19 protein-coding genes are annotated in these 19,525 nt (G+C 71.5%); 10 read left to right on the top strand and 9 right to left on the bottom strand.

The features are described 5' to 3' along the window. Position 1: 1 nt before the first annotated feature. Complete coding sequence (gene glpK, locus OHB41_RS42290) at positions 2-1,519, top strand: glycerol kinase GlpK (protein WP_266705302.1); 1,518 nt, start codon at positions 2-4, stop codon at positions 1,517-1,519. 54 nt (positions 1,520-1,573) lie between these two features. Here glpK and OHB41_RS42295 read toward each other — a convergent pair whose 3' ends face one another. Together OHB41_RS42295 and ctaD are read right to left on the bottom strand one after the other, a co-directional pair. Next, entirely contained in the window at positions 1,574-1,924 is a 351-nt protein-coding gene (locus OHB41_RS42295) for a hypothetical protein (RefSeq protein ID WP_266705304.1), read from the bottom strand. After that, the gene (ctaD, locus tag OHB41_RS42300; protein WP_266705306.1) at positions 1,921-3,606 is read right to left on the bottom strand and encodes an aa3-type cytochrome oxidase subunit I; all 1,686 of its coding nucleotides are present in this window, start codon (positions 3,604-3,606) and stop codon (positions 1,921-1,923) included. The genes OHB41_RS42295 and ctaD overlap by 4 nt, the downstream gene beginning before the upstream one ends. A gap of 105 nt (positions 3,607-3,711) precedes the next feature. Between ctaD and OHB41_RS42305 the strand changes: the two genes are divergently transcribed. Next, a complete protein-coding gene (locus tag OHB41_RS42305; RefSeq protein WP_266705308.1) occupies positions 3,712-4,275 on the top strand; it encodes an RNA polymerase sigma factor in 564 nt (187 codons plus the stop codon). Next, positions 4,268-5,239: a CU044_5270 family protein gene (locus tag OHB41_RS42310; protein ID WP_266705310.1), complete on the top strand. Its 972-nt coding sequence runs from the start codon at positions 4,268-4,270 to the stop codon at positions 5,237-5,239. The genes OHB41_RS42305 and OHB41_RS42310 overlap by 8 nt, the downstream gene beginning before the upstream one ends. A 170-nt stretch (positions 5,240-5,409) precedes the next feature. Here OHB41_RS42310 and OHB41_RS42320 read toward each other — a convergent pair whose 3' ends face one another. Continuing rightward, positions 5,410-6,312 carry a hypothetical protein gene (locus tag OHB41_RS42320; protein WP_266705311.1) on the bottom strand — a complete coding sequence of 301 codons (903 nt, stop codon included), beginning with the start codon at positions 6,310-6,312 and terminating at the stop codon, positions 5,410-5,412. A gap of 59 nt (positions 6,313-6,371) precedes the next feature. Between OHB41_RS42320 and OHB41_RS42325 the strand changes: the two genes are divergently transcribed. Beyond that, complete coding sequence (locus tag OHB41_RS42325; RefSeq protein ID WP_266705312.1) at positions 6,372-6,911, top strand: MarR family winged helix-turn-helix transcriptional regulator; 540 nt, start codon at positions 6,372-6,374, stop codon at positions 6,909-6,911. A gap of 63 nt (positions 6,912-6,974) precedes the next feature. Here the strand turns inward: OHB41_RS42325 and OHB41_RS42330 are convergent, their stop codons facing one another. Next, positions 6,975-7,340, bottom strand: coding sequence for a nuclear transport factor 2 family protein (locus OHB41_RS42330; protein ID WP_266705314.1), 366 nt, complete (start codon positions 7,338-7,340; stop codon positions 6,975-6,977). Between the two features lie 173 nt (positions 7,341-7,513). Between OHB41_RS42330 and OHB41_RS42335 the strand changes: the two genes are divergently transcribed. Continuing rightward, complete coding sequence (locus tag OHB41_RS42335; RefSeq protein WP_266705316.1) at positions 7,514-7,810, top strand: hypothetical protein; 297 nt, start codon at positions 7,514-7,516, stop codon at positions 7,808-7,810. A gap of 125 nt (positions 7,811-7,935) precedes the next feature. Here OHB41_RS42335 and OHB41_RS42340 read toward each other — a convergent pair whose 3' ends face one another. Beyond that, complete coding sequence (locus OHB41_RS42340) at positions 7,936-9,690, bottom strand: ABC transporter ATP-binding protein (RefSeq protein ID WP_266705319.1); 1,755 nt, start codon at positions 9,688-9,690, stop codon at positions 7,936-7,938. A gap of 333 nt (positions 9,691-10,023) precedes the next feature. Between OHB41_RS42340 and OHB41_RS42345 the strand changes: the two genes are divergently transcribed. The 4 genes from OHB41_RS42345 (at position 10,024) to OHB41_RS42360 (ending at position 13,863) form a co-directional block, all read left to right on the top strand. Further along, a complete protein-coding gene (locus OHB41_RS42345; protein WP_266705321.1) occupies positions 10,024-11,109 on the top strand; it encodes an S-(hydroxymethyl)mycothiol dehydrogenase in 1,086 nt (361 codons plus the stop codon). Next, positions 11,109-11,738 carry an MBL fold metallo-hydrolase gene (locus OHB41_RS42350; RefSeq protein WP_266705323.1) on the top strand — a complete coding sequence of 210 codons (630 nt, stop codon included), beginning with the start codon at positions 11,109-11,111 and terminating at the stop codon, positions 11,736-11,738. Before OHB41_RS42345 ends, OHB41_RS42350 begins: the two co-directional genes overlap by 1 nt. A gap of 132 nt (positions 11,739-11,870) precedes the next feature. Continuing rightward, complete coding sequence (locus tag OHB41_RS42355) at positions 11,871-12,833, top strand: SDR family oxidoreductase (RefSeq protein WP_266705325.1); 963 nt, start codon at positions 11,871-11,873, stop codon at positions 12,831-12,833. A 217-nt stretch (positions 12,834-13,050) separates the two neighbouring features. Further along, positions 13,051-13,863, top strand: coding sequence for an SDR family NAD(P)-dependent oxidoreductase (locus OHB41_RS42360; protein WP_266705327.1), 813 nt, complete (start codon positions 13,051-13,053; stop codon positions 13,861-13,863). Positions 13,864-13,997: 134 nt separating this feature from the next. Here OHB41_RS42360 and OHB41_RS42365 read toward each other — a convergent pair whose 3' ends face one another. The 3 genes from OHB41_RS42365 to OHB41_RS42375 form a co-directional block, all read right to left on the bottom strand. Beyond that, complete coding sequence (locus OHB41_RS42365) at positions 13,998-14,582, bottom strand: Rv1733c family protein (protein ID WP_266705329.1); 585 nt, start codon at positions 14,580-14,582, stop codon at positions 13,998-14,000. Between the two features lie 516 nt (positions 14,583-15,098). Then, positions 15,099-15,377 carry a hypothetical protein gene (locus tag OHB41_RS42370; RefSeq protein WP_266705331.1) on the bottom strand — a complete coding sequence of 93 codons (279 nt, stop codon included), beginning with the start codon at positions 15,375-15,377 and terminating at the stop codon, positions 15,099-15,101. Further along, positions 15,374-16,237 (bottom strand): isocitrate lyase/PEP mutase family protein, encoded by an 864-nt coding sequence (locus OHB41_RS42375; RefSeq protein WP_266705333.1) that lies wholly within the window; start codon positions 16,235-16,237, stop codon positions 15,374-15,376. Before OHB41_RS42375 ends, OHB41_RS42370 begins: the two co-directional genes overlap by 4 nt. 300 nt (positions 16,238-16,537) lie before the next feature. Here OHB41_RS42375 and tmpA point away from each other — a divergent pair, with 300 nt between their 5' ends. Further along, a complete protein-coding gene (gene tmpA / locus OHB41_RS42380) occupies positions 16,538-18,214 on the top strand; it encodes a 2-trimethylaminoethylphosphonate dioxygenase (protein WP_266705335.1) in 1,677 nt (558 codons plus the stop codon). A gap of 44 nt (positions 18,215-18,258) precedes the next feature. On the opposite strand, the gene OHB41_RS42385 is transcribed toward tmpA, so the two are convergent. Continuing rightward, the gene (locus tag OHB41_RS42385) at positions 18,259-19,044 is read right to left on the bottom strand and encodes a GntR family transcriptional regulator (protein WP_266705337.1); all 786 of its coding nucleotides are present in this window, start codon (positions 19,042-19,044) and stop codon (positions 18,259-18,261) included. Positions 19,045-19,525: the final 481 nt, after the last annotated feature.

Consider the following 19,525-nt stretch of genomic DNA (forward strand, 5'->3'; position numbering starts at 1 on the left):
CATGGCTGATCTCGTCGGCGCCGTGGACCAGGGGACCACCAGTACCCGGTTCATGATCTTCGACCACGCGGGCAACGAGGTGGCGAAGCACCAGCTGGAGCACACCCAGATCCTTCCGCGCTCGGGGTGGGTCGAGCACGACCCGGTGGAGATCTGGGAGCGCACCGAGTCGGTGATGGAGAACGCGCTGCGGGCCGGGAACGTGTCCGCGACCGACCTGGCGGCGATCGGCATCACCAACCAGCGCGAGACCACCGTCGTCTGGGACCCGCGCAACGGCCGTCCCTACTACAACGCCATCGTCTGGCAGGACACCCGCACCGACTCGATCGCCGCGGCCCTGGAACGCTCGGGCCGGGGCGACGTCATCCGCCGCAGGGCGGGCCTGCCGCCGGCGACCTACTTCTCCGGCAGCAAGATCCAGTGGATCCTGGAGAACGTGGACGGCGTCCGTGAGGCGGCGGAGAAGGGACACGCCGTCTTCGGCAACACGGACTGCTGGGTCCTGTGGAACCTCACCGGCGGCCCCCACGGAGGCATCCACGCCACCGACGTGACCAACGCCAGCCGCACCATGCTGATGGACCTGGAGACCCTCGACTGGGACGACGAACTGCTGGGATTCTTCGACATCCCGCGGACGATGCTGCCCACCATCAATCCCTCGTCCCACCGGGAGGCGTACGGGGTGACGCGCACCTCGCGGCCCCTGCAGGCCGCCGTCCCCGTCGCCGGGGTGCTCGGCGACCAGCAGGCGGCCACCGTGGGACAGGTCTGCTACGCCCCGGGCGAGGCCAAGAACACCTACGGCACCGGCAACTTCCTGGTCCTCAACACCGGTACGGAACCGGTCCGTTCGCAGCACGGCCTCCTCACCACCGTGGCCTACCAGTTCGGCGACAGCCCGGCGGTCTACGCCCTGGAGGGCTCCATCGCGGTCACCGGGTCCGCGGTGCAGTGGCTGCGCGACCAGATGAAGATCATCAAGGACGCGGCGGAGAGCGAGACGCTGGCCCGTACGGTCGAGGACAACGGGGGCGTGTACTTCGTCCCCGCGTTCTCGGGTCTGTTCGCCCCCTACTGGCGCTCCGACGCCCGCGGCGCGATCGTCGGCCTCGCCCGGTACAACGACAACGGACACCTGGCCCGGGCCACCCTGGAGGCCATCTGCTACCAGAGCCGTGACGTCGTCGAGGCCATGGAACAGGACTCCGGGGTCCACCTCGACGTGCTCAAGGTCGACGGCGGTGTGACCGCCAACGACCTGTGCATGCAGATCCAGGCCGACGTCCTCGGCGTACCGGTCAGCCGCCCGGTCGTCGCCGAGACCACCGCGCTCGGCGCGGCCTACGCGGCGGGCCTGGCCACCGGCTTCTGGCAGAACACCGACGAACTGCGCACCCACTGGCAGGAGTCCAGGCGCTGGGAGCCCCAGTGGTCCGACGACCGGCGCGAGGAGGGGTACGCGGGATGGAAGAAGGCGGTGCAGCGGACCCTCGACTGGGCCGAGGTCGAATAGACCGCCCCCGAGCCGCGCACCACCCGCTTCCCGCGTCACCGGCCGTCCCACCGGTCAGCACGCGCTCACCGAGGTGAGGGTCACCAGGGCCACGACGACCGCGCCGAGCAGGAACGCGGTGCACAGCCGCAGCCGCAGCGCCCGGTACGCCGCCTCGTACTCGGCCCGCAGCTCCCGGCCGCGCCGTGCCGTCCGTTCCCAGGAACGGCGCGTGAGTTCCAGGTAGTCGTCCACGTAGGACTCCTCCACCTCCTCCCGCTGGGTGTCCGTCAGCCAGGCCAGCGACCGGGCGAAGCGAACCGCCTCCGCCCGCCCCTCGGCGCGTGAGGCCTCGATGAGCAGATGGCCCTCCACCTCACTGATGAGGGCCCGCGGATCGAGCGGGCGGTCGTCCATGGCCGTCATCGCAGGTCCTCGCGCGCCGTCTCCAGTTGCGGGCGCGCGGCGCCGATCTCCGGGTGGTGCAGGTCGAACGCCGGGGATTCGCTGCGGATCCGCGGCAGGGTGAGGAAGTTGTGGCGCGGCGGCGGGCAGGACGTGGCCCACTCCAGTGAACGGCCGTACCCCCAGGGGTCGTCGACCTCGACCTTCTGGCCGTACTTGGCGGTCTTCCAGATGTTGTAGAAGAACGGCAGGAGGGAGCTGCCGAGCAGGAAGGAGAAGATGGTCGACACCGTGTTGAGGGTGGTCAGACCCTCCACCGCCAGGTAGTCGGGGATGCGGCGCTGCATGCCGTTGGCGCCCAGCCAGTGCTGGACAAGGAACGTGCCGTGGAAGCCCACGAACAGCGTCCAGAAGGTGATCTTGCCGAGGCGTTCGTCGAGCATCTTGCCCGTGAACTTCGGCCACCAGAAGTGGAAGCCGGAGAACATCGCGAACACCACGGTGCCGAAGATCACGTAGTGGAAGTGCGCCACCACGAAGTAACTGTCCGAGACGGGGAAGTCCATCGGCGGCGACGCGAGCATCACTCCCGTCAGACCGCCGAAGACGAAGGTGATGAGGAACCCGGTGGCCCAGAGCATCGGTGTCTCGAAGGACAGCGAGCCCTTCCACATCGTTCCGATCCAGTTGAAGAACTTCACGCCTGTCGGTACGGCGATGAGGAACGTCATGAAGGAGAAGAACGGGAGCAGCACGCCACCGGTGACGTACATGTGGTGCGCCCACACGGTCACGGACAGACCCGCGATCGCGATGGTCGCGCCGATCAGGCCCATGTAACCGAACATCGGCTTGCGCGAGAACACCGGGATGACCTCGGAGATGATTCCGAAGAACGGCAGCGCGATGATGTACACCTCCGGATGGCCGAAGAACCAGAAGAGGTGCTGCCACAGGAGCGCCCCGCCGTTCGACGCGTCGAAGACATGGGCGCCGAACTTGCGGTCCGCCTCCAGCGCGAACAGGGCCGCGGCCAGGACAGGGAAGGCCAGCAGCACCAGTACCCCCGTGAGCAGCACGTTCCACACGAAGATCGGCATCCGGAACATCGTCATGCCGGGAGCGCGCATGCAGATGATCGTGGTGATGAAGTTGACCGAGCCGAGGATCGTGCCGAAGCCGGAGAAGGCGAGCCCCATGATCCACATGTCGGCGCCGACGCCCGGCGAACGGACCGCGTCCGACAGCGGCGCGTAGGCGAACCAGCCGAAGTCGGCCGCACCCTGCGGAGTGAGGAAGCCACCCACCGCGATCAGCGAGCCGAAGAGATACAGCCAGTAGGCGAACATGTTCAGCCGCGGGAACGCCACGTCGGGCGCGCCGATCTGCAGCGGCATGATCCAGTTCGCGAAGCCGGCGAACAGCGGCGTCGCGAACATCAGCAGCATGATCGTGCCGTGCATCGTGAACGCCTGGTTGAACTGCTCGTTCGACATGATCTGCAGTCCCGGCCGGGCCAGCTCGGCGCGCATCAGCAGCGCCATCACCCCGCCGATGCAGAAGAAGCCGAACGCCGTGACCAGGTACAGCGTGCCGATCGTCTTGTGGTCCGTGGTGGTCAGCCACTTCACCGCGGCCTTTCCGGGACGACGCGGACGCCCGGGAACGGCTGCGGGCGGCGTCGTGACAGTGGTGCTCTCCATGCCCCGCCTGTGTCCGGCGCCGGGGCCCCGGTCACACTTGAGGGAAGCGACGAGCGTCACACCGGCGGCTGTGACGTTCGAAGGACTGCCGGACACATAGGGATCATGAGCAACGACGAGACCTTCGCCGCTGCCTATCGCGAGCACTACTGGGCGGTCAGCCGCTACGTGGCGAGGCGACTGGACGGCCGGAGCAGTGACGTGGAGGAGGTGGTGGCGGAGGTCTTCACCGTCGCCTGGCGGCGCCGGTCCGACCTTCCGCCGTCCCCGCTTCCCTGGCTCTACGGGGTGGCACGCCACTGCCTGGCCAACGTCGTACGCGGTTACGGGCGGCGCCGCAGACTCCTCGACCGGCTCGGCAACGACGAGAGCGCGCACGGCAGACAGGTGGTCGAAAGCCCCGACTCCGGGTCGCCGGGCGACTGGGTGCACGAGGCACTGGCCCGGCTCTCACCGGCGGACCAGGAAATACTGCGCCTCACGGCCTGGGAGGAACTCGGCGTCGACGAGGTCGCCGTCGCCCTCGGCTGCGGCACCCGCGCCGCGGCGATGCGCCTGCACCGCGCCCGCCGCCGGCTCAGAGCCGAGATCGACCGTCCGCACCTCGCCGTTGCCCCCGGCACCGCGACGTCCCGCCACGACACCCCGAAGGAGCACGGCCATGGCTGATGAACTCGACCTCCTGCGCCGCGCCAACCCGGTACCGTCCGACGACGGCCGCTTCCACGACCGGCCGCTCGACCAGCACGCCGAGCGCCGCCTCAACCGGCTGCTGCACAGCGGGCGTCCCCGCCGGCTGCGCCGCTGGGCCCTGAGCGTCGGGTCCGCTGCCGCCGTCGGCGTGGTCGTCCTGACGCTTCTGCTGTCGGGCTCGGCGACCACTCCCGCGGTGGCCGCGCCCCGACCCCTGCAGATCGAGTCCGGCTCCACCCCCGTTTCTCTCGGCCGGATCGCCGCACGGGCGGCCGCCGACCGCTCCCAGCGGCTGCGCCAGGGGACCCACGCGCAGACCTGGAGCCTGAGCATGACCGCGGGCTCCGGCGCCGGGCGGGCGGTCACGGTGCCCGAGGAACGTGTGGTCCGCTGGCAGCCGGACGGCAGCTCCACAGAACTGGTCGTGGCCACCGACCCGCGCCGGCCGGGCCGCCCCGTCATCAGCGGAGCCGACCCCGTCCCGCGCACCGTCGAGGACGGTCATGTCCTCAGCAGGCGGACCTTCCCGCCCAGCTGGAGCGATGCCCCGCCTCAGGCCACCCCGCCGCACGACACCGGGCGGCTGCGCGCCTACCTCGACGAACTCGACCGCACCGGACCGCTGGGAACGTCCCAACTCCTCGACGCAGTCGGTGAGTTGCTGGACAACTGGACCCTCGGTTCACGCGAGAACGCGGCAGTGGTCCGTCTCCTCGCCGACGCGAAGGGGCTGCGTCCGGCCGGCGCGGTCACCGACCGGCTGGGCCGCCCGGGACAGGCGTACGTGTACGACGACACCGCGCACGCCGTGCGCCGGATGCTGATCCTGAATCCGGTGACCGGCGCCGTACTCGGCCTGGAGGACACCGTCACCAAGGACGACGCGGAGTTCGGCGTCCGGTCCGGGGACGTGATGTCGTACAAGGCGTGGATGCGCTGAGTGCAGGCCCCGGACGTCCGAGACGGCGTCCGGCGCCTGTGGCGGTCCGCGCGGGCACCGCGCCCGTCGTCGGGCCGGCACCTCCCGGCATCGGCGTGATCAGCGGCGCCCGTGCACGGACGGGCGCGACGTCTACGTCGCCGGGGTGACGGCCGCCGTCGCCGTTGCGATCAGCGGCCGCGCTCGCCGGCCGTGGGCGGCGCCGTCGGGTCGGTCCCGGCCAGGAACGCCTCGGCCTGCGCCGCGACGGTCACGGCGCCTACGGCTCGTGCCCAGCGGGCGACCTCACGGGCCAGTGCCGCGGCCCCGGCGTCGTCACCCGTGTCGCGGGCCAGGACCGCCAGGAGCAGTTGCTGCGAGAGGGTGCCGGGGACGGTTCCGGCCCGGGCGCCGAGCTCGGTCGCCCGGGTCCAGCGTTCCAGGGCCCGTACGTGGTCGCCGGTGTCGTGATCGTGATCGCCGAGGTGTCGCAGCGCCTCGCGGGACAGGAGGTCGTCGCCGAACTCGCCCGCAAGCAGGGCCGCTTCGTAGTGCGAGGGCGCGAACTCCCGTTCGGCGAAGAGGTTGTCGGCGATGAGACCCAGGTACATCTCCGCCCAGCCGCGGCGGACGGTGTCCGGGGCCCGGTCCCGCAGGCCCAAGGCGAAGCCGCGCAGTGAGGTGAGGACCGCCGGGTCCTTGCCGTCGGGTCCGGCCCGGAACACGCCGTCGACGTGCAGTTGTTGCCGGTAGCCGTGACGCAGCCGCAGGAAGTCCAGGTCCCAACGACTGACGAGGGGTGACGCGCCGGCGATGTCCTCGGTGGGCTCCTCGGCCGCCTCTTCGGCCGTTCCCTCAGCGGCCGCGAGCCTGGCCGCCGCCAGACCGGTCCCGCAGAACCAGTCGCTCTCCAGTGCGACTTCGGCGGCGGCGACGGCGAGCCGGACGCGGGCCCGGGCATCGGTCACCTCGGCGGAGTCCAGCAGGGCCGTCGCCCGCTCCCATCGTCCTGCGATCCTCAACTCACGTGCTGCTGCGATGAGTTCGTCGGTCGACACGACCGCTCCGACGGCGTTGCCCGTGGTGTTCGTCATGGCGAGGAAGGTAGTAATCAGAAAAACTATCCACAAGAAAACCACTTTCGGAGGTGGGCGTGGGGGAGCACATCGGGCGGCAGTCCTCGAACGGGGACTCCGTCGACCGGCACGTGGCGCTCTGGTCGAAGGAACTCGACTGGATGGACCCGGTCAAGGAGGAGATCTTCGTCCGGCTCGCGATCCTGGCCCGGCACGCCGCGCAGGCCCGCCGGGGCACCCTCGACTCGGACGGACTGCGGCACTGGCAGTTCAAGGTGCTCCTGATGCTGCGCAGGACCGGCCCGCCGTACGCGGCGAGCCCGTCGCGCCTCGCCGACCTGCTCGGACTGACCCGCGGCGCGCTGTCGGCGCGGCTCGCCCCACTGGAGGACGCGGGACTGATCACCCGTACGCACGAGGCGACCGACCGACGGCGGGTGGAGGTACGGCTCACCGAGGCCGGATACGCCGCGTTCGAACAGCACGCGGTGTCGGAGGACGAGGGTGAGAACGCGCTGCTCGCAGTGCTGACCGCAGCAGAGAAGCGGACACTCGCAGACCTGCTGCGGAAACTCGTCGTGGCCGCCGAGTCCGGGGCGACCCCGACCGCCCCATAGCCACCTTGGCCGAGAAGGTCCAGGTCAGACGGGAGGACACCTGGACCTTCGGCCAGTTCCTCCCTACTCGTCCCATGCCTGCAGCAGCGTGTGTTCGACGATCTTGCCGTCCCGCAGCGACATCATCGAGCTGGCCAGTACCCGCACGCCGTCCGGGTAGAGGCAGGACTCGGTGAAGGCGACGTGGTCGCCCTGGATGACACACTGTTCGAGCTTGTGGATCATGTCCCGGCTGTAGACGTCGTTCAGCATGTCGGCGATCTCGCCACGACCGTGTTTCACCATCGGGTGACTCGGCTGCGTGTTGCGGTCGACGATCCGTATCTCCGCGTCGTCCGCGTACAGCGCCAGCATTTCCGCCGGGTCGTGTCCTTCGATTCCGCGGCGCAGCGCTTCCGTGTCGAAGGCGGGGCCTGCCATGGTGCCCATGAATGACCTCCTCGAAGGGCCGCGGCCCGGTGAGGAGCGGGCCGCGAGGGGCCTCTCCTCCGAGACTCCTCCGCCGCACAGCTCACGGCAAGCCCAGCCCGCACGATGAGCCTCTCGGGTGAGCGGCGGGGTCCGGCCGTGACCGGGCGGGGTCCGGTGCCGTTGCTGAAGGCATGATCTCAACACGACGTATGGTCGCCGCCGTTGGTCTCGCCGTCGGTGTCACGGGCCTCGCCGCGCCGATGGCCTCCGCGGCCGCCCCCGAGGCCCCGGACGCGGGACGGCTGAACCCGATCACCCAGCTCGACACGCTCGCGACGAGCGGCCTCCCGGCCGAGCAGCAGAACGACATCCCGCGGATCTCCAACCAGCTGGCCGGGCTCAACCACCTGAACGACCTGAACCAGCTGCACCAGCTCACCGACCTGGCCGCCCCCGTCACCGGGTTGCTCCCGGGCATCGGGGCCTGAGCCGCCGGCCGAGCCCCCCACACCCTGCCCCCGGCACGCGTGCCGGGGGCAGGGTCGCGCCCGCCCGTGTTCGCCCGGTGAAGCGTTCTGCGTCTCGCGGGCGCCCCCGGACGACGCGCGGAGCCTCAGCCCGTCGTGGCGAGGAACTGCGTGGCGGCCAGTTCCGCGTAGAGGGGGTCTCCCGCCACGAGTTCCCGGTGGGTTCCCACCGCCCGCACCCGGCCCGCGTCCATGACGACGATGCGGTCGGCCATCGTGACGGTGGACAGCCGGTGCGCGACGACGAGGACCGTGGTCGTCCGCGCCACATCGGCGACCGTGTCCCGCAGCGCGGCCTCGTTCACGGCGTCGAGCTGCGAGGTCGCCTCGTCGAGGAGCAGCAGGCGGGGGCGGCGCAGCAGGGCGCGGCCGATCGCGACACGCTGGCGTTCACCACCCGACAGCTTGGTGCCACGGTGCCCGACCAGCGTGTCGAGACCACGCGGCAGCCGGGCCACCAGCCCGTCCAGACGCGTCGTCCTCACCACCCGGGTCAGCTCCGCCTCGTCGGCCTCCGGGTTGCCCAGCAGCAGGTTGTCCCGCAGGGAACCCGACAGGACCGGGGCGTCCTGCTCCACGTATCCGATGGCGGACCTGAGCTGCGACAGGTTCCAGTCCTCCAGTGGACGGCCGTCCACCGTGATGACGCCGGCCTCGGGGTCGTAGAAACGCTCGATGAGCGAGAACACGGTGGTCTTGCCCGCGCCCGAGGGGCCGACGAAGGCCGTCATGCCCCGGGCCGGTACGGCGAACGTCACGCCGTGATGGACGTACTGCAGATCGTCGGCGTACCGGAAGCGGACGTCGTCGAAGGCGAGCGAGGCAGGCGCGGAGCCGGGCGTCGGCAGGGGCGCGGGAAGCGCGGCCGGTTCCGCGGGCAGCCGCAGCGCCTCCTGGATCCGGGCGAGCGCCGCGGCGCCGGTCTGGTACTGCGTGATCGCGCCGACGACCTGCTGGATCGGCGACATGAGGTAGAAGACGTAGAGAAGGAAGGCGACCAGGGTGCCGACGCCGATGGCGCCGGTCGCCACCCGGGCGCCGCCCACCGCGAGCACCGTGATGAAGGCGATCTGCATCGCGAGCCCCGCCGTGTTGCCCGCCGCCGCCGACCACTTGGCGGCCCGCACGCTCTGCCGCCAGGACTCCTCGGCCGCCGCGTGGATGGTCTGCTCCTCGCGGTGCTCGGCTCCGGACGCCTTGATCGTGCGCAGCGCCCCGAGGATCCGCTCCAGCGCGGCGCCCATCACACCGACCGCGTCCTGCGCCTGCTTGCTGGCCCGGTTGATGCGCGGCACGATCAGGCCGAGCACCGTTCCCGCGCACAGGATCACCCCGAGGGTGACACCGAGCAGCACCACGTCGACCAGCCCCATCATCACCACCGTCGCGACGAGCGTGAGGCCACCGGTGCCGATGCCCACGAGCGAGTCGGTGGTGACCTCGCGCAGCAGTGTCGTGTCGGAGGTGATGCGGGCCATCAGGTCGCCGGGCTCGCTGCGGTCCACGGCCGGTATGCGCAGCCGCAGCAGATAGGACGACAGGGCGCGCCGCGCGCCGAGCACCACCGACTCGGCGGTGCGCCGCAGCACGTACGAACCCAGCGCGCCCACCGCCGCGTTGGTGACCACGAGCGCCGCCATGCCGAGCAGCGCCCGCCCGATGGGCCGGTCGTGCGACAGGTCGTCGATGAGCCCGCGCGCCACCAGCGGCAGCAGCAGACCGGTGCCACCGGTCGTCAGCGCCAGCAGGGCGCCCGCGAACAGCGCCCACCGGTGCGGGCGTACGTATCCGAGAAGCAGCCGCCAGGCGGGTGGTTCGGCTTGCGTCCCTGCGATGGTCACGGCGCTCCTTGCGGGAAGGGATGAGGACGCCTCAGGCTACGTCGGCGCCGGCACCGTACGGGCACCGGTCGGCCCCCCCGTACAAGGTGGACCGGCCACGCATCGGCGCCGCCCGGAGGGAACCTCGCGCCGGGCGGCCGGGCGGCCGTCGAGCATGCGGAACAGGGCGTCCGCCGGGCCCTGTTCGGCGCACGTCATGACGCTCCCGCGAGACCGGAGGCGGGCGGCCCGGCACACGTCGACCGAGGCGACCGAAGACCACCTGGCCTGCTACCGGTCGGTCACACCGTAGGGTCGGTCGACGAACGTCGATCTACGGAAGGGTTCGCCACCATGGCGCAGGAAGTACGTGGCGTGATCGCCCCGGGCAAGAACGAACCGGTGCGCGTGGAGACCATCGTCGTGCCTGATCCGGGGCCGGGAGAGGCCGTGGTGAAGATCCAGGCGTGCGGGGTCTGTCACACCGACCTGCACTACAAGCAGGGCGGCATCAACGACGACTTCCCGTTCCTGCTCGGCCACGAGGCCGCGGGCGTCGTGGAGTCGGTCGGCGACGGGGTCACGGAGGTCGCACCCGGCGACTTCGTGATCCTCAACTGGCGGGCCGTGTGCGGGCAGTGCCGGGCCTGTCTGCGCGGGCGGCCCTGGTACTGCTTCAACACCCACAACGCCAAGCAGAAGATGACCCTCACGGACGGCACCGAGCTGTCCCCGGCCCTGGGCATCGGCGCCTTCGCCGAGAAGACCCTCGTCGCCGCCGGACAGTGCACCAAGGTCGACCCGGCCGTCTCCCCGGCGGTCGCCGGACTGCTCGGCTGCGGTGTGATGGCGGGGATCGGCGCCGCCATCAACACCGGAAACGTCGGCCGGGGCGACTCCGTGGCCGTCATCGGCTGCGGAGGCGTCGGCGACGCGGCGATCGCGGGGGCCAGGCTGGCCGGCGCCGCGAAGATCATCGCCGTCGACATCGACGACCGGAAGCTGACCACCGCCTCGAAGCTCGGCGCGACGCACACCGTCAACTCCACCTCGACCGACCCCGTCGCGGCGATCCAGGAGCTGACCGGGGGCTTCGGCGCCGACGTCGTCATCGACGCGGTCGGCCGCCCCGAGACGTACAAGCAGGCGTTCTACGCCCGTGACCTCGCGGGCACGGTCGTACTGGTGGGCGTCCCGACCCCGGAGATGAAGCTGGAGCTGCCGCTGCTCGACGTCTTCGGACGCGGGGGAGCCCTCAAGTCGTCCTGGTACGGCGACTGCCTGCCGTCCCGCGACTTCCCGATGCTGATCGACCTGCACCTCCAGGGTCGCCTGGACCTGGAGGCGTTCGTGAGCGAGACGATCGCGCTGGACGAGATCGAGGCCGCCTTCGAGCGGATGCACCACGGCGACGTGCTGCGCTCGGTGGTGATGTTCTGATGACCGCGCGCATCGAACACCTCGTCACCTCGGGCACCTTCTCCCTCGACGGCGGCACCTGGGACGTCGACAACAATGTGTGGATCGTCGGGGACGACCACGAGGCGATCGTCATCGACGCCGCGCACGACGCCGACGCCATCGCCGAGGCGGTGGGCGACCGGCGGCTGCTGGCCATCGTGTGCACCCACGCCCACAACGACCACATCGACGCCGCGCCCGCCCTCGCCGAGCGCACCGGCGCCACGATCTGGCTCCACCCGGACGACCTGCCGCTGTGGAAGCAGACCCATCCCGACCGGCTGCCCGACGCCTGGCTGCAGGACGGGCAGGTGATCGAGGCGGCAGGCGCCGATCTGACCGTCCTGCACACGCCCGGCCACGCCCCCGGCGCGGTGTGCCTCTACGACGCGGGGCTCGGCACGGTGTTCACCGGCGACACCCTCTTCCAGGGCGGTCCGGGAGCCACCGGCCGCTCCTACTCGGACTTCCCGACCATCGTCACGTCGATCCGTGAGCGTCTGCTCGGCCTGCCGGGCGACACCGTCGTCCGCACCGGGCACGGCGACTCGACCACCATCGGCGCCGAGGCGCCGCACCTGGAGGAGTGGATCGCGCGCGGCCACTGACGCGGACGCGCCCGAAACCTGACAGAAGATGTCCGGCTTCCACGTCACGCTCGTAGCGACCCATCGGTGAAGCCACCGCTGGGCACTGCGAACCCGTACGAACGCAAGAACGTACGAACATGGAGGTCGGACATGTCAGGGCCGCTGGAAGGCAAGGTCGCACTGGTCGCGGGCGCCACCCGGGGAGCGGGGCGGGGGATCGCCGTGGAACTCGGCGCGGCCGGCGCCACCGTCTACGTGACCGGGCGCAGCACCCGCGAACGGCGCTCGGAGTACGACCGCCCCGAGACGATCGAGGACACCGCGGAGCTGGTGGACGCGGCGGGTGGTGTCGGTGTCGCCGTGCCCACCGACCACCTCGACCCCGTGCAGGTCGAGGCCCTGATCGCACGCGTCGACGACGAACAGGGCCGGCTCGATGTCCTGGTCAACGACATCTGGGGCGGCGAGAAGCTCTTCGCGTGGGACGCCCCGGTCTGGGAGCACGACCTCGACAACGGACTGCGGCTGCTCCGGCTGGCCGTCGAGACGCACGCCGTCACCAGCCACCACGCGCTTCCCCTGCTGCTGCGCCACCCCGGCGGCCTCGTCGTCGAGATGACCGACGGCACCGCGGAGTACAACCGGGACACCTATCGCGTCTCCTTCTTCTACGACCTCGCCAAGGCGTCGGTCCTGCGCATGGCGTTCGCGCTGGGACACGAACTGGGCCCGCGCGGCGCCACCGCGGTCGCGCTCACCCCGGGGTGGCTGCGCTCCGAGATCATGCTCGAGACCTTCGGTGTCACCGAGGAGAACTGGCGCGACGCGACGGAGCGTGTGCCGCACTTCGGCATCTCCGAGACGCCGTTCTACGTCGGCCGTGCCGTGGCCGCGCTGGCCGCAGACCCGGGCGTCGCGCGCTGGAACGGGCAGTCGCTCTCCAGCGGGCAGCTCGCCCGGGTGTACGGCTTCACCGACCGCGACGGCAGCCGCCCGGACGCCTGGCGCTACATGGTCGAGGTCCAGGACGCGGACGGACCGGCGGACGGGACCGACGGGGTGGGCGACGGTGGCGGCCCCGACGCCCAGGCGGTCGTCGAGACCTATCGCTGACACCCCCGCGCCGGCGTTCCGGGAGGGCCTGCCATGTGCCCCGGGAGTACGGGGCCGCTCCCGCCCGAACCGCTCCATCTCCATCACGAGGACGGTCGACGCGCGGGCCTTCTCCACCACGGCCGGGATGCCCGGGAGCAGGAGCGCCTCACCGGCGGGTCTCCGGTGGGCGCACGGCGTCTGTCCGCACGACGACCACGGCAGTACCTTCGCTGCCATGACTGCCACGACTGCCATGAGGCGCTTCGAAGGACACGGGGTTGTGATCACGGGCGCGGCCCGCGGCATCGGGGCGGCCACCGCCCGCCGGTTCGCCGACGAGGGTGCCCAGGTGCTCCTCGCCGACGTGGACCTGCCCGCGGCGGAGAAGACGGCCGCTTCCATCCGCGAGGCGGGCGGGCGGGCCGAGGCGTACGTCTGCGACGTGGGTGACCGCGCGTCCGTCGAGCGAGCCGTGGAGCACGCCGCCCACACCTTCGGCTCACTGGACGTCCTGGTCAACAACGCCTACGGATGCACCCCCGACGAGCCGCTCTTCGAGGACGAGCCGGACGAGGTGTGGGCCCACGACCTCGACCTCACCCTGACCGGCGCCTACCGGTGCTCCCGCGCGGCGCTCCCGCACCTGGTGGCCTCCGGCCGCGGCGCGATCGTCCATATCGGCTCCGTGAACGGCATCCAGGACTTCGGCAACCACGCCTACAGCGCCGCGAAGGCGGGGCTCATGTCCCTGACCCGCACGCTCGCCGGTCACGCCGCGCCCCGGGGGGTACGCGTCAACATGGTCGCGCCGGGGACGGTCCGCACCACGGCGTGGGAGGGGCGCGACGACGACCTCGCCGTGGCCGCGGAGCTCTACCCGCTGGGGCGGGTCGGAGAGCCGGACGACGTCGCCGCCGCCGTCGCCTTCCTCGCTTCCCGTGACGCGTCCTGGATCACCGGGACCACCCTGTGCGTGGACGGGGGGCTGTTGGCGGTCAACACCGGTTTTCGCAACGCGCTGCGACGGAGTGCGAAAGGGGCGGAGTAGGGGGTGGTGTCCGCGGGGAGGTGTCCCCCGGGTGCATCGGGTGCATCGGGTGCATCGGGTGCATCGGGTGCATCGGGTGTCCCGTACGCCTCCGTTACCGTCGGCTATGCCTCGTACGCCCTGGGTGTTCGGTGTCAGGGGGTCTTGTGCCCCCACCGCGGTCCCACCTGCTCCCACGCGCGGGCCCACTCGTCGTAGCGGCGCCGGTCGAGCCGCCAGCGGGCGAGGCGGCCGCCGGCGAACACCAGGCTGCCGAAGGCGATCGCGGCACCGGTGCCGAGGGCTCCCGCCTCGGCGGACGCCGTGCCCGGATCGGGAGGCTGGGTGGTGAGCCGTCCCTGGTGATCCAGCCAGACCACGACCTTCGACCCGGCGGGGTGTCCGGCGTTCACCAGCGTCCGGCCCGTGTGGGTGGCGCCGTCCGGACCCGTCCAGCGGACCGTCGCTCGGACACCGTCGTAGACGGGGCCGTCCCCTGTCGGCAGTGTCCGGGCCGTGTTGTCGACGAGGACGGCCGGGACCGGGTGCCGTTCGTGCCGCAACCGGGCGAAGGACGCGTCGGCGGTTTGGGCGGCCACCAGACCGACGAGGGCGCCTCCCACCAGGATGACCGTCCAGACGGCCAGCACGATCCAGGCTTCGACGACATCCTCGTGCCGGCGCAACGGATTGCTCCGCCACCGCCAGCACCACCGCTTCGTACGCCGTGTCCTGTGCATCGCCGCACCTCCTCGTCGTGCCTACGGCCAGGTGACGCCCGGGGAGCGAGGGGTGGCGGGGCCGACCGGACGGATCACGGGGCCGTCCGGCCCTCGTTCGCACACGGGGGCCGTTCCGTCCCGGCCGGCAGGGGCCTCGTGGGGCCCGCCCTGGGAACGGGGACCGATCGGCCCGTGCGCGCCACGGGCGCGAGGGGCCGGTGAAGGGATGTCAGGGCCAGGCGCCGGGGCGGGAAGGGCCCCACCCGCTTCTCGCGGGTCCTGATTGTGCGGTGCACGGCCGCCGACCGCTTCTCCGCGTCCTTCCCGGGTCCTTCCCGTCCTCTCCAGGACAGCACGTGCGGCACGGAACCGCCAGGGCCGATCGGCCCCGGCCCCCTGTTCCGTGACCTCGCCGACCCCTCGTGAGCAGGCGCGGCACCGCCCGGGCCGCCGACGATTCCCGCCCAGGACGGCAGGAGCGTGAGCGTCACCGGTCGCGAGGGCGCCCCCCGTCGTCCTGCGCGATCCCCGGTGTCAGTCGTCGCCCTCCGAGCCCTCCTCGGCCTGGTGCGCCGCCACGAGGGCCTCCACCATGTCCACGGCACTGCCCTCGTGGTCGCTGCCGGCCGTTCCACTGCCCTGCTGGACGTTCGCGGCCCGGTCCACCTCGAGGATCGAGTCGGCGTGCGAGTTGTCGAGCACGGTGATGAAGATGTCGCCCGCGGCCGCCGGTGCCGCCACGGCACCCAGCAGGGCCACGGCCAGTACGGAGGCCGTGCCCAGCCGCCGTGACGGGACGCACGGCGGTGTCACGCGCCCACGCCCTGGGGCTCAGGCCGAAGGCGCGCGATGTTGCGCTCCAGCAGCTGGGTGGCGGTCGCGACGCCGACACCGTTCGTCGTGTCCACCACCGGGAGCCGGCCGTCCGCCGCCCGGAGGTCGGCGAGCGCGGAGTGCATCGCCTGGTGGGCCGCGAACAGACACGGTGTGCTGTAGATGGCGACGTCCACGCCGAGTTCGGACAGCTCGCTCAGGGAGAGCCGGGGCGACTTGCCGCCCGCGATCTGGTTGAAGAGCAGCGGCTTGTCACCGACCACCTTGCGGATCCTCCGGATCCATTCCACGCTGCGCACGCCGTCGACGAGCACCACGTCCGCGCCGGTCGCGGCGAGCGTCTCGGCCCGGTGCAGGATGTCGTTCTCGTCGGTCGCGTCCGTGCGGGCCACCACGACCATGTCCTGCCGGGTCGCCAGCACCATCTCCAGCTTCGCGAGGTACTCGGACAGCGGCAGCACCTGCTTGCCGTCGGCGTGGCCGCACCGGCGCGGCCGCTTCTGGTCCTCCAGGATCACCCCCGACGCCCCGATCCGCTCCAGTCCCTCCACCACATGACAGGCGACCTCGGGATCGACGTACCCGTCGTCGATGTCCACCAGCAGATGGTGCCGGGGGAACGCGCCCCGCAGCCGCTGGACGAACGCCACCATGTCCGGCCAGGCGATGAATCCGATGTCCGGCAGCCCGTAGTACGAGGCCGCGAAACCGAAGCCGGAGACGAACATCCCGTCGTAGTGCTCGGCCGCGATCGACGCCGAGTACATGTCGTGCACGCCGATCAGCGGAGTGGTCCCCGGTCCGGCGATCTGCTCCCTCAGCCTCTTCCCGTAAGTCAACGTCCGGTTCCTTCCTGGGGGTTGAACATGGCGGGCGGAACGGGCCGTCGCGACACGACACCCCTTTGCCAAGACAAAAGGATCTCTATATCGATACGGGGCCCTCCCCTTGGGCGGGCTTTGCTCACCCCAATGGCGCAAGCGGTTCACCGGAGAAACGTCACTCGTCCCCCGTCCGGTCGCCGGATGCCCTCGCCTGCTCGTTCATCCACGCGCAAGCCGCGCGTCACCCCCCGCTCAACTGCGACTGAGACCTTCACGGCATCGATAAAGTTGGCTATACAACTTAGGGAGAGAGTGATGACCAAGTCACCATCAGTCACCCGGCCGTCGGCCGAGGAACCCGTCGTGGAGGACATGCCGCTCATGTGGCTGCGGGACAACTGCGCCTGCGCCCGGTGCCGGGACCCGCGCAACGGCCAGAAGCTGTTCCAGATCACCGAGCTGCCCGCCGGCCTCGCGCTCGGCGCGGTCCGGCGCACCGCCGACGGCGTCGAGGTCGACTGGGCACCCGACGGCCACCGCTCGGAGTACTCCACGCGGTGGCTGACGGACAACCGGCCCGGCACCGGTACCGACGACGGCCCCGGGGACCGGCGTGGCGAGACGGGCAAGACACTGTGGACCGCCGCCGACCTGGACGGCCTGCTGCCCGAGGCCGACTGGGCGGACTACCTGGGCGACCCGGTCGTCAAGGCCCGCGTGCTGGACTCGGTCCTCGGGCTCGGCTTCGCCCTGCTGCGCGACGTTCCCTGCCGCGCGGGCCAGGTGCTCGAGGTGGCGGAGACCTTCGGCTACGTCCGCGAGACCAACTACGGGCGGCTGTTCGACGTACGGGTCGAACCGGACCCCAACAACCTGGCCTTCACCGGCTCGCGCATCACCCCGCACACCGACAACCCGTACCGCGACCCGGTCCCCACCCTCCAACTGCTGCACTGCCTGGCCAACTCGGCGACCGGCGGTGACTCGGGTCTCGTGGACGGATTCAAGGCCGCCGCGCTGCTGCGCGCCGAGGACCCGGAGGGCTTCGCGGTCCTGACCCGCACCCCCGTGCCGTTCCGTTTCGGTGACGCCCGCACCGTACTGGAGGCCGAACGGCCGCTGATCGACGTGGACGGCCGCGGACGGATCCGCGAGGTGCGCTTCAACAACCGCTCGATGTCCACCCTGCGGCTGCCCGTCGACGAACTGGAGGCGTTCTACCGGGCCTATCGGAAGTTCGCCGAGATCACTCTGCGCCCCGAACTCCAGCTGGACTTCCGGCTCGCGCCCGGCGACTGCCTGATCTTCGACAACGTCCGGCTGCTGCACGCCCGCACCGCCTTCGAGGAGAGCGGCGCCCGTCACCTGCAGGGCGCCTACGCCGACATCGACGCGCTGGCCGGCACCCTGGCCGTCCTGCGCCGCGAACGGGACGCGGCCGGTGCGGAGTTCCTGGACGGGCTGTCCGACCTCTTCGCGGGCGAGGGCGCGGGCGCCTACCTGGGCGAGCCGGTGACGATGGCGCAGCACATGCTGCAGGCCGCCGCGCGAGCCCAGGAGGCGGGAGCGTCCGACGCGCTGGTGGCGGCCGCCCTGCTGCACGACGTCGGCCACTTCCACGGCCCGATCACCGGGGAGGACCTGATGGCGGGCACCGACAACCGGCACAGCCACACCGGGGCGGACCGCCTGGCCGACTGGTTCGGTCCCGAGGTCACCGAGCCGATCCGGCTGCACGTGGCCGCGAAGCGGTACCTGTGCGCGGTCGAGCCCGAGTACTTCGGCCTGCTCACCGAGGCTTCCGTGTACACCCTTCAGGTGCAGGGCGGTCCGATGTCCGCGCCCGAGGTCGCCGAGTACGAGGCGAATCCGTACGCGGCGGACGGCGTCGCGGTGCGCCGCTGGGACGACGAGGGCAAGGACCCCGAGGCGTCGGCCCCCGACTTCGCGCACTTCCGGCCGCTGCTCGCCGCGCTGCTGCGGACCGCCTGATCAGGCGGTCCGTCGCCGAACCTCCCGGCCGGGCGGAGGTGCGCTCAGGTGTCGCCGGCCGGGCGGCGGGCCAGCGAGCCGGAGGCGGCCGAACTGTGGACGGTGAACGCCACGGTGTCCGGCAGGTACCGGTCGTCGGACCATTCGATCGGAGTGCCTGCCGGGTCCGTGCTGCACCGCCGTTCGCGCAGCAACGGGCCGCCGGGCCGGCAACCGAGCAGCCGGGCGTCCTCCGCGTCGGCCGGACACAGGTCGATGGTGTGCTGGGCGTCCGCGAACAGCACACCCCGTTCCTCCAGGGCCACCGTGTACGACACGGTGTCCGGCGGCAGTTCGGCGACCAGTTCACCGACGGCCGGCGGGAAGACGGTGCGCTCCACCATCGCGGGCCGGCCCGACAGCGTACGAAGCCGACGTACGTGGTGGACCTCGGTTCCCTCGGCAAGGCGCAGTTGTGCGCACTCGGTCGCGTCGGCGGGCCGGGTCTCCGTGGCGATCATCAGGCCGCCGGGTTCCTCGCCCATCGAGCGTGCCCAGCGGGTGAAGCTGAGCAGTTCGCCGAAACTCTGCGGCCGGGGCATCCCGATCACGACCCGTCGGGTACCGCGCCGCGAGGCGACCAGCCCCTCGGCCCGCAGCAGGGCCATCGCCTGACGGACCGTGCCCCGGGAGACGCCGTACCGTTCGGCCAGCTCGCCCTCGGCGGGCAGCCGTCCGCCGGAGCCGTATCTGCCCTCGCCGATCTCCCGGCCCAGGTCCGCCGCCACCTTCCGGTACAGCGCCTGGTCCTTCGCCGCGCGTTTCCCGGTCCCGGCCGCGCCGTCCGTCACCGTGTGTCTCTCCGTCCTGCCCTGCCGCGGCCCTGCTCGACCGGGCGGCGGATGTGCTCCGACCAGGGAGCCTAGCCGGGTTCGCCTGGGTACGGCCGACCTCCGCCGTCACCCGCTCCTCGTCGTGCGGTAGGGGGACACGCGGCCCGGGCTCCCTTCCGTCGGTTCCGCCCGTCGGACACCGGCGGGCCGTGTCCCGGCACGCGGTACGGGCGACCGCGGATGCGGTGATCGCTTCCGGGTTTCGCGGGCACATGGGAATTCGGGGGCACACGGAAAGAGGCACGGGACGGCCGTACGGACGGAGGCACGGAAACAGACCGTGAATCCGCGTCACGGATCCCGCGGCGAACGTGGGCCGCGGGTCAAGGCCGAAGCCGGGTCCCGAGTGAGCTCGTACCCGGCGGTCGACCGGGGGAGAGGTGGAGAAGGAGGGTGACCGGGCACACCGCCCACGCCGACGTCACCGCCGCGACCCGCC

The organism is Streptomyces sp. NBC_01571 (assembly GCF_026339875.1).
GTDB lineage: Bacteria > Actinomycetota > Actinomycetes > Streptomycetales > Streptomycetaceae > Streptomyces.

Excerpts from the sequence above, each read along its gene's own strand:
- glpK (WP_266705302.1), top strand. The coding sequence starts at position 2 with ATGGCTGATCTCGTCGGCGCCGTGGACCAGGGGACCACCAGTACCCGG.
- OHB41_RS42295 (WP_266705304.1), bottom strand. The coding sequence starts at position 1,924 with ATGACGGCCATGGACGACCGCCCGCTCGATCCGCGGGCCCTCATCAGT.
- ctaD (WP_266705306.1), bottom strand. The coding sequence starts at position 3,606 with ATGGAGAGCACCACTGTCACGACGCCGCCCGCAGCCGTTCCCGGGCGT.
- OHB41_RS42305 (WP_266705308.1), top strand. The coding sequence starts at position 3,712 with ATGAGCAACGACGAGACCTTCGCCGCTGCCTATCGCGAGCACTACTGG.
- OHB41_RS42310 (WP_266705310.1), top strand. The coding sequence starts at position 4,268 with ATGGCTGATGAACTCGACCTCCTGCGCCGCGCCAACCCGGTACCGTCC.
- OHB41_RS42320 (WP_266705311.1), bottom strand. The coding sequence starts at position 6,312 with ATGACGAACACCACGGGCAACGCCGTCGGAGCGGTCGTGTCGACCGAC.
- OHB41_RS42330 (WP_266705314.1), bottom strand. The coding sequence starts at position 7,340 with ATGGGCACCATGGCAGGCCCCGCCTTCGACACGGAAGCGCTGCGCCGC.
- OHB41_RS42335 (WP_266705316.1), top strand. The coding sequence starts at position 7,514 with ATGATCTCAACACGACGTATGGTCGCCGCCGTTGGTCTCGCCGTCGGT.
- OHB41_RS42345 (WP_266705321.1), top strand. The coding sequence starts at position 10,024 with ATGGCGCAGGAAGTACGTGGCGTGATCGCCCCGGGCAAGAACGAACCG.
- OHB41_RS42350 (WP_266705323.1), top strand. The coding sequence starts at position 11,109 with ATGACCGCGCGCATCGAACACCTCGTCACCTCGGGCACCTTCTCCCTC.
- OHB41_RS42355 (WP_266705325.1), top strand. The coding sequence starts at position 11,871 with ATGTCAGGGCCGCTGGAAGGCAAGGTCGCACTGGTCGCGGGCGCCACC.
- OHB41_RS42360 (WP_266705327.1), top strand. The coding sequence starts at position 13,051 with ATGACTGCCACGACTGCCATGAGGCGCTTCGAAGGACACGGGGTTGTG.
- OHB41_RS42365 (WP_266705329.1), bottom strand. The coding sequence starts at position 14,582 with ATGCACAGGACACGGCGTACGAAGCGGTGGTGCTGGCGGTGGCGGAGC.
- tmpA (WP_266705335.1), top strand. The coding sequence starts at position 16,538 with ATGACCAAGTCACCATCAGTCACCCGGCCGTCGGCCGAGGAACCCGTC.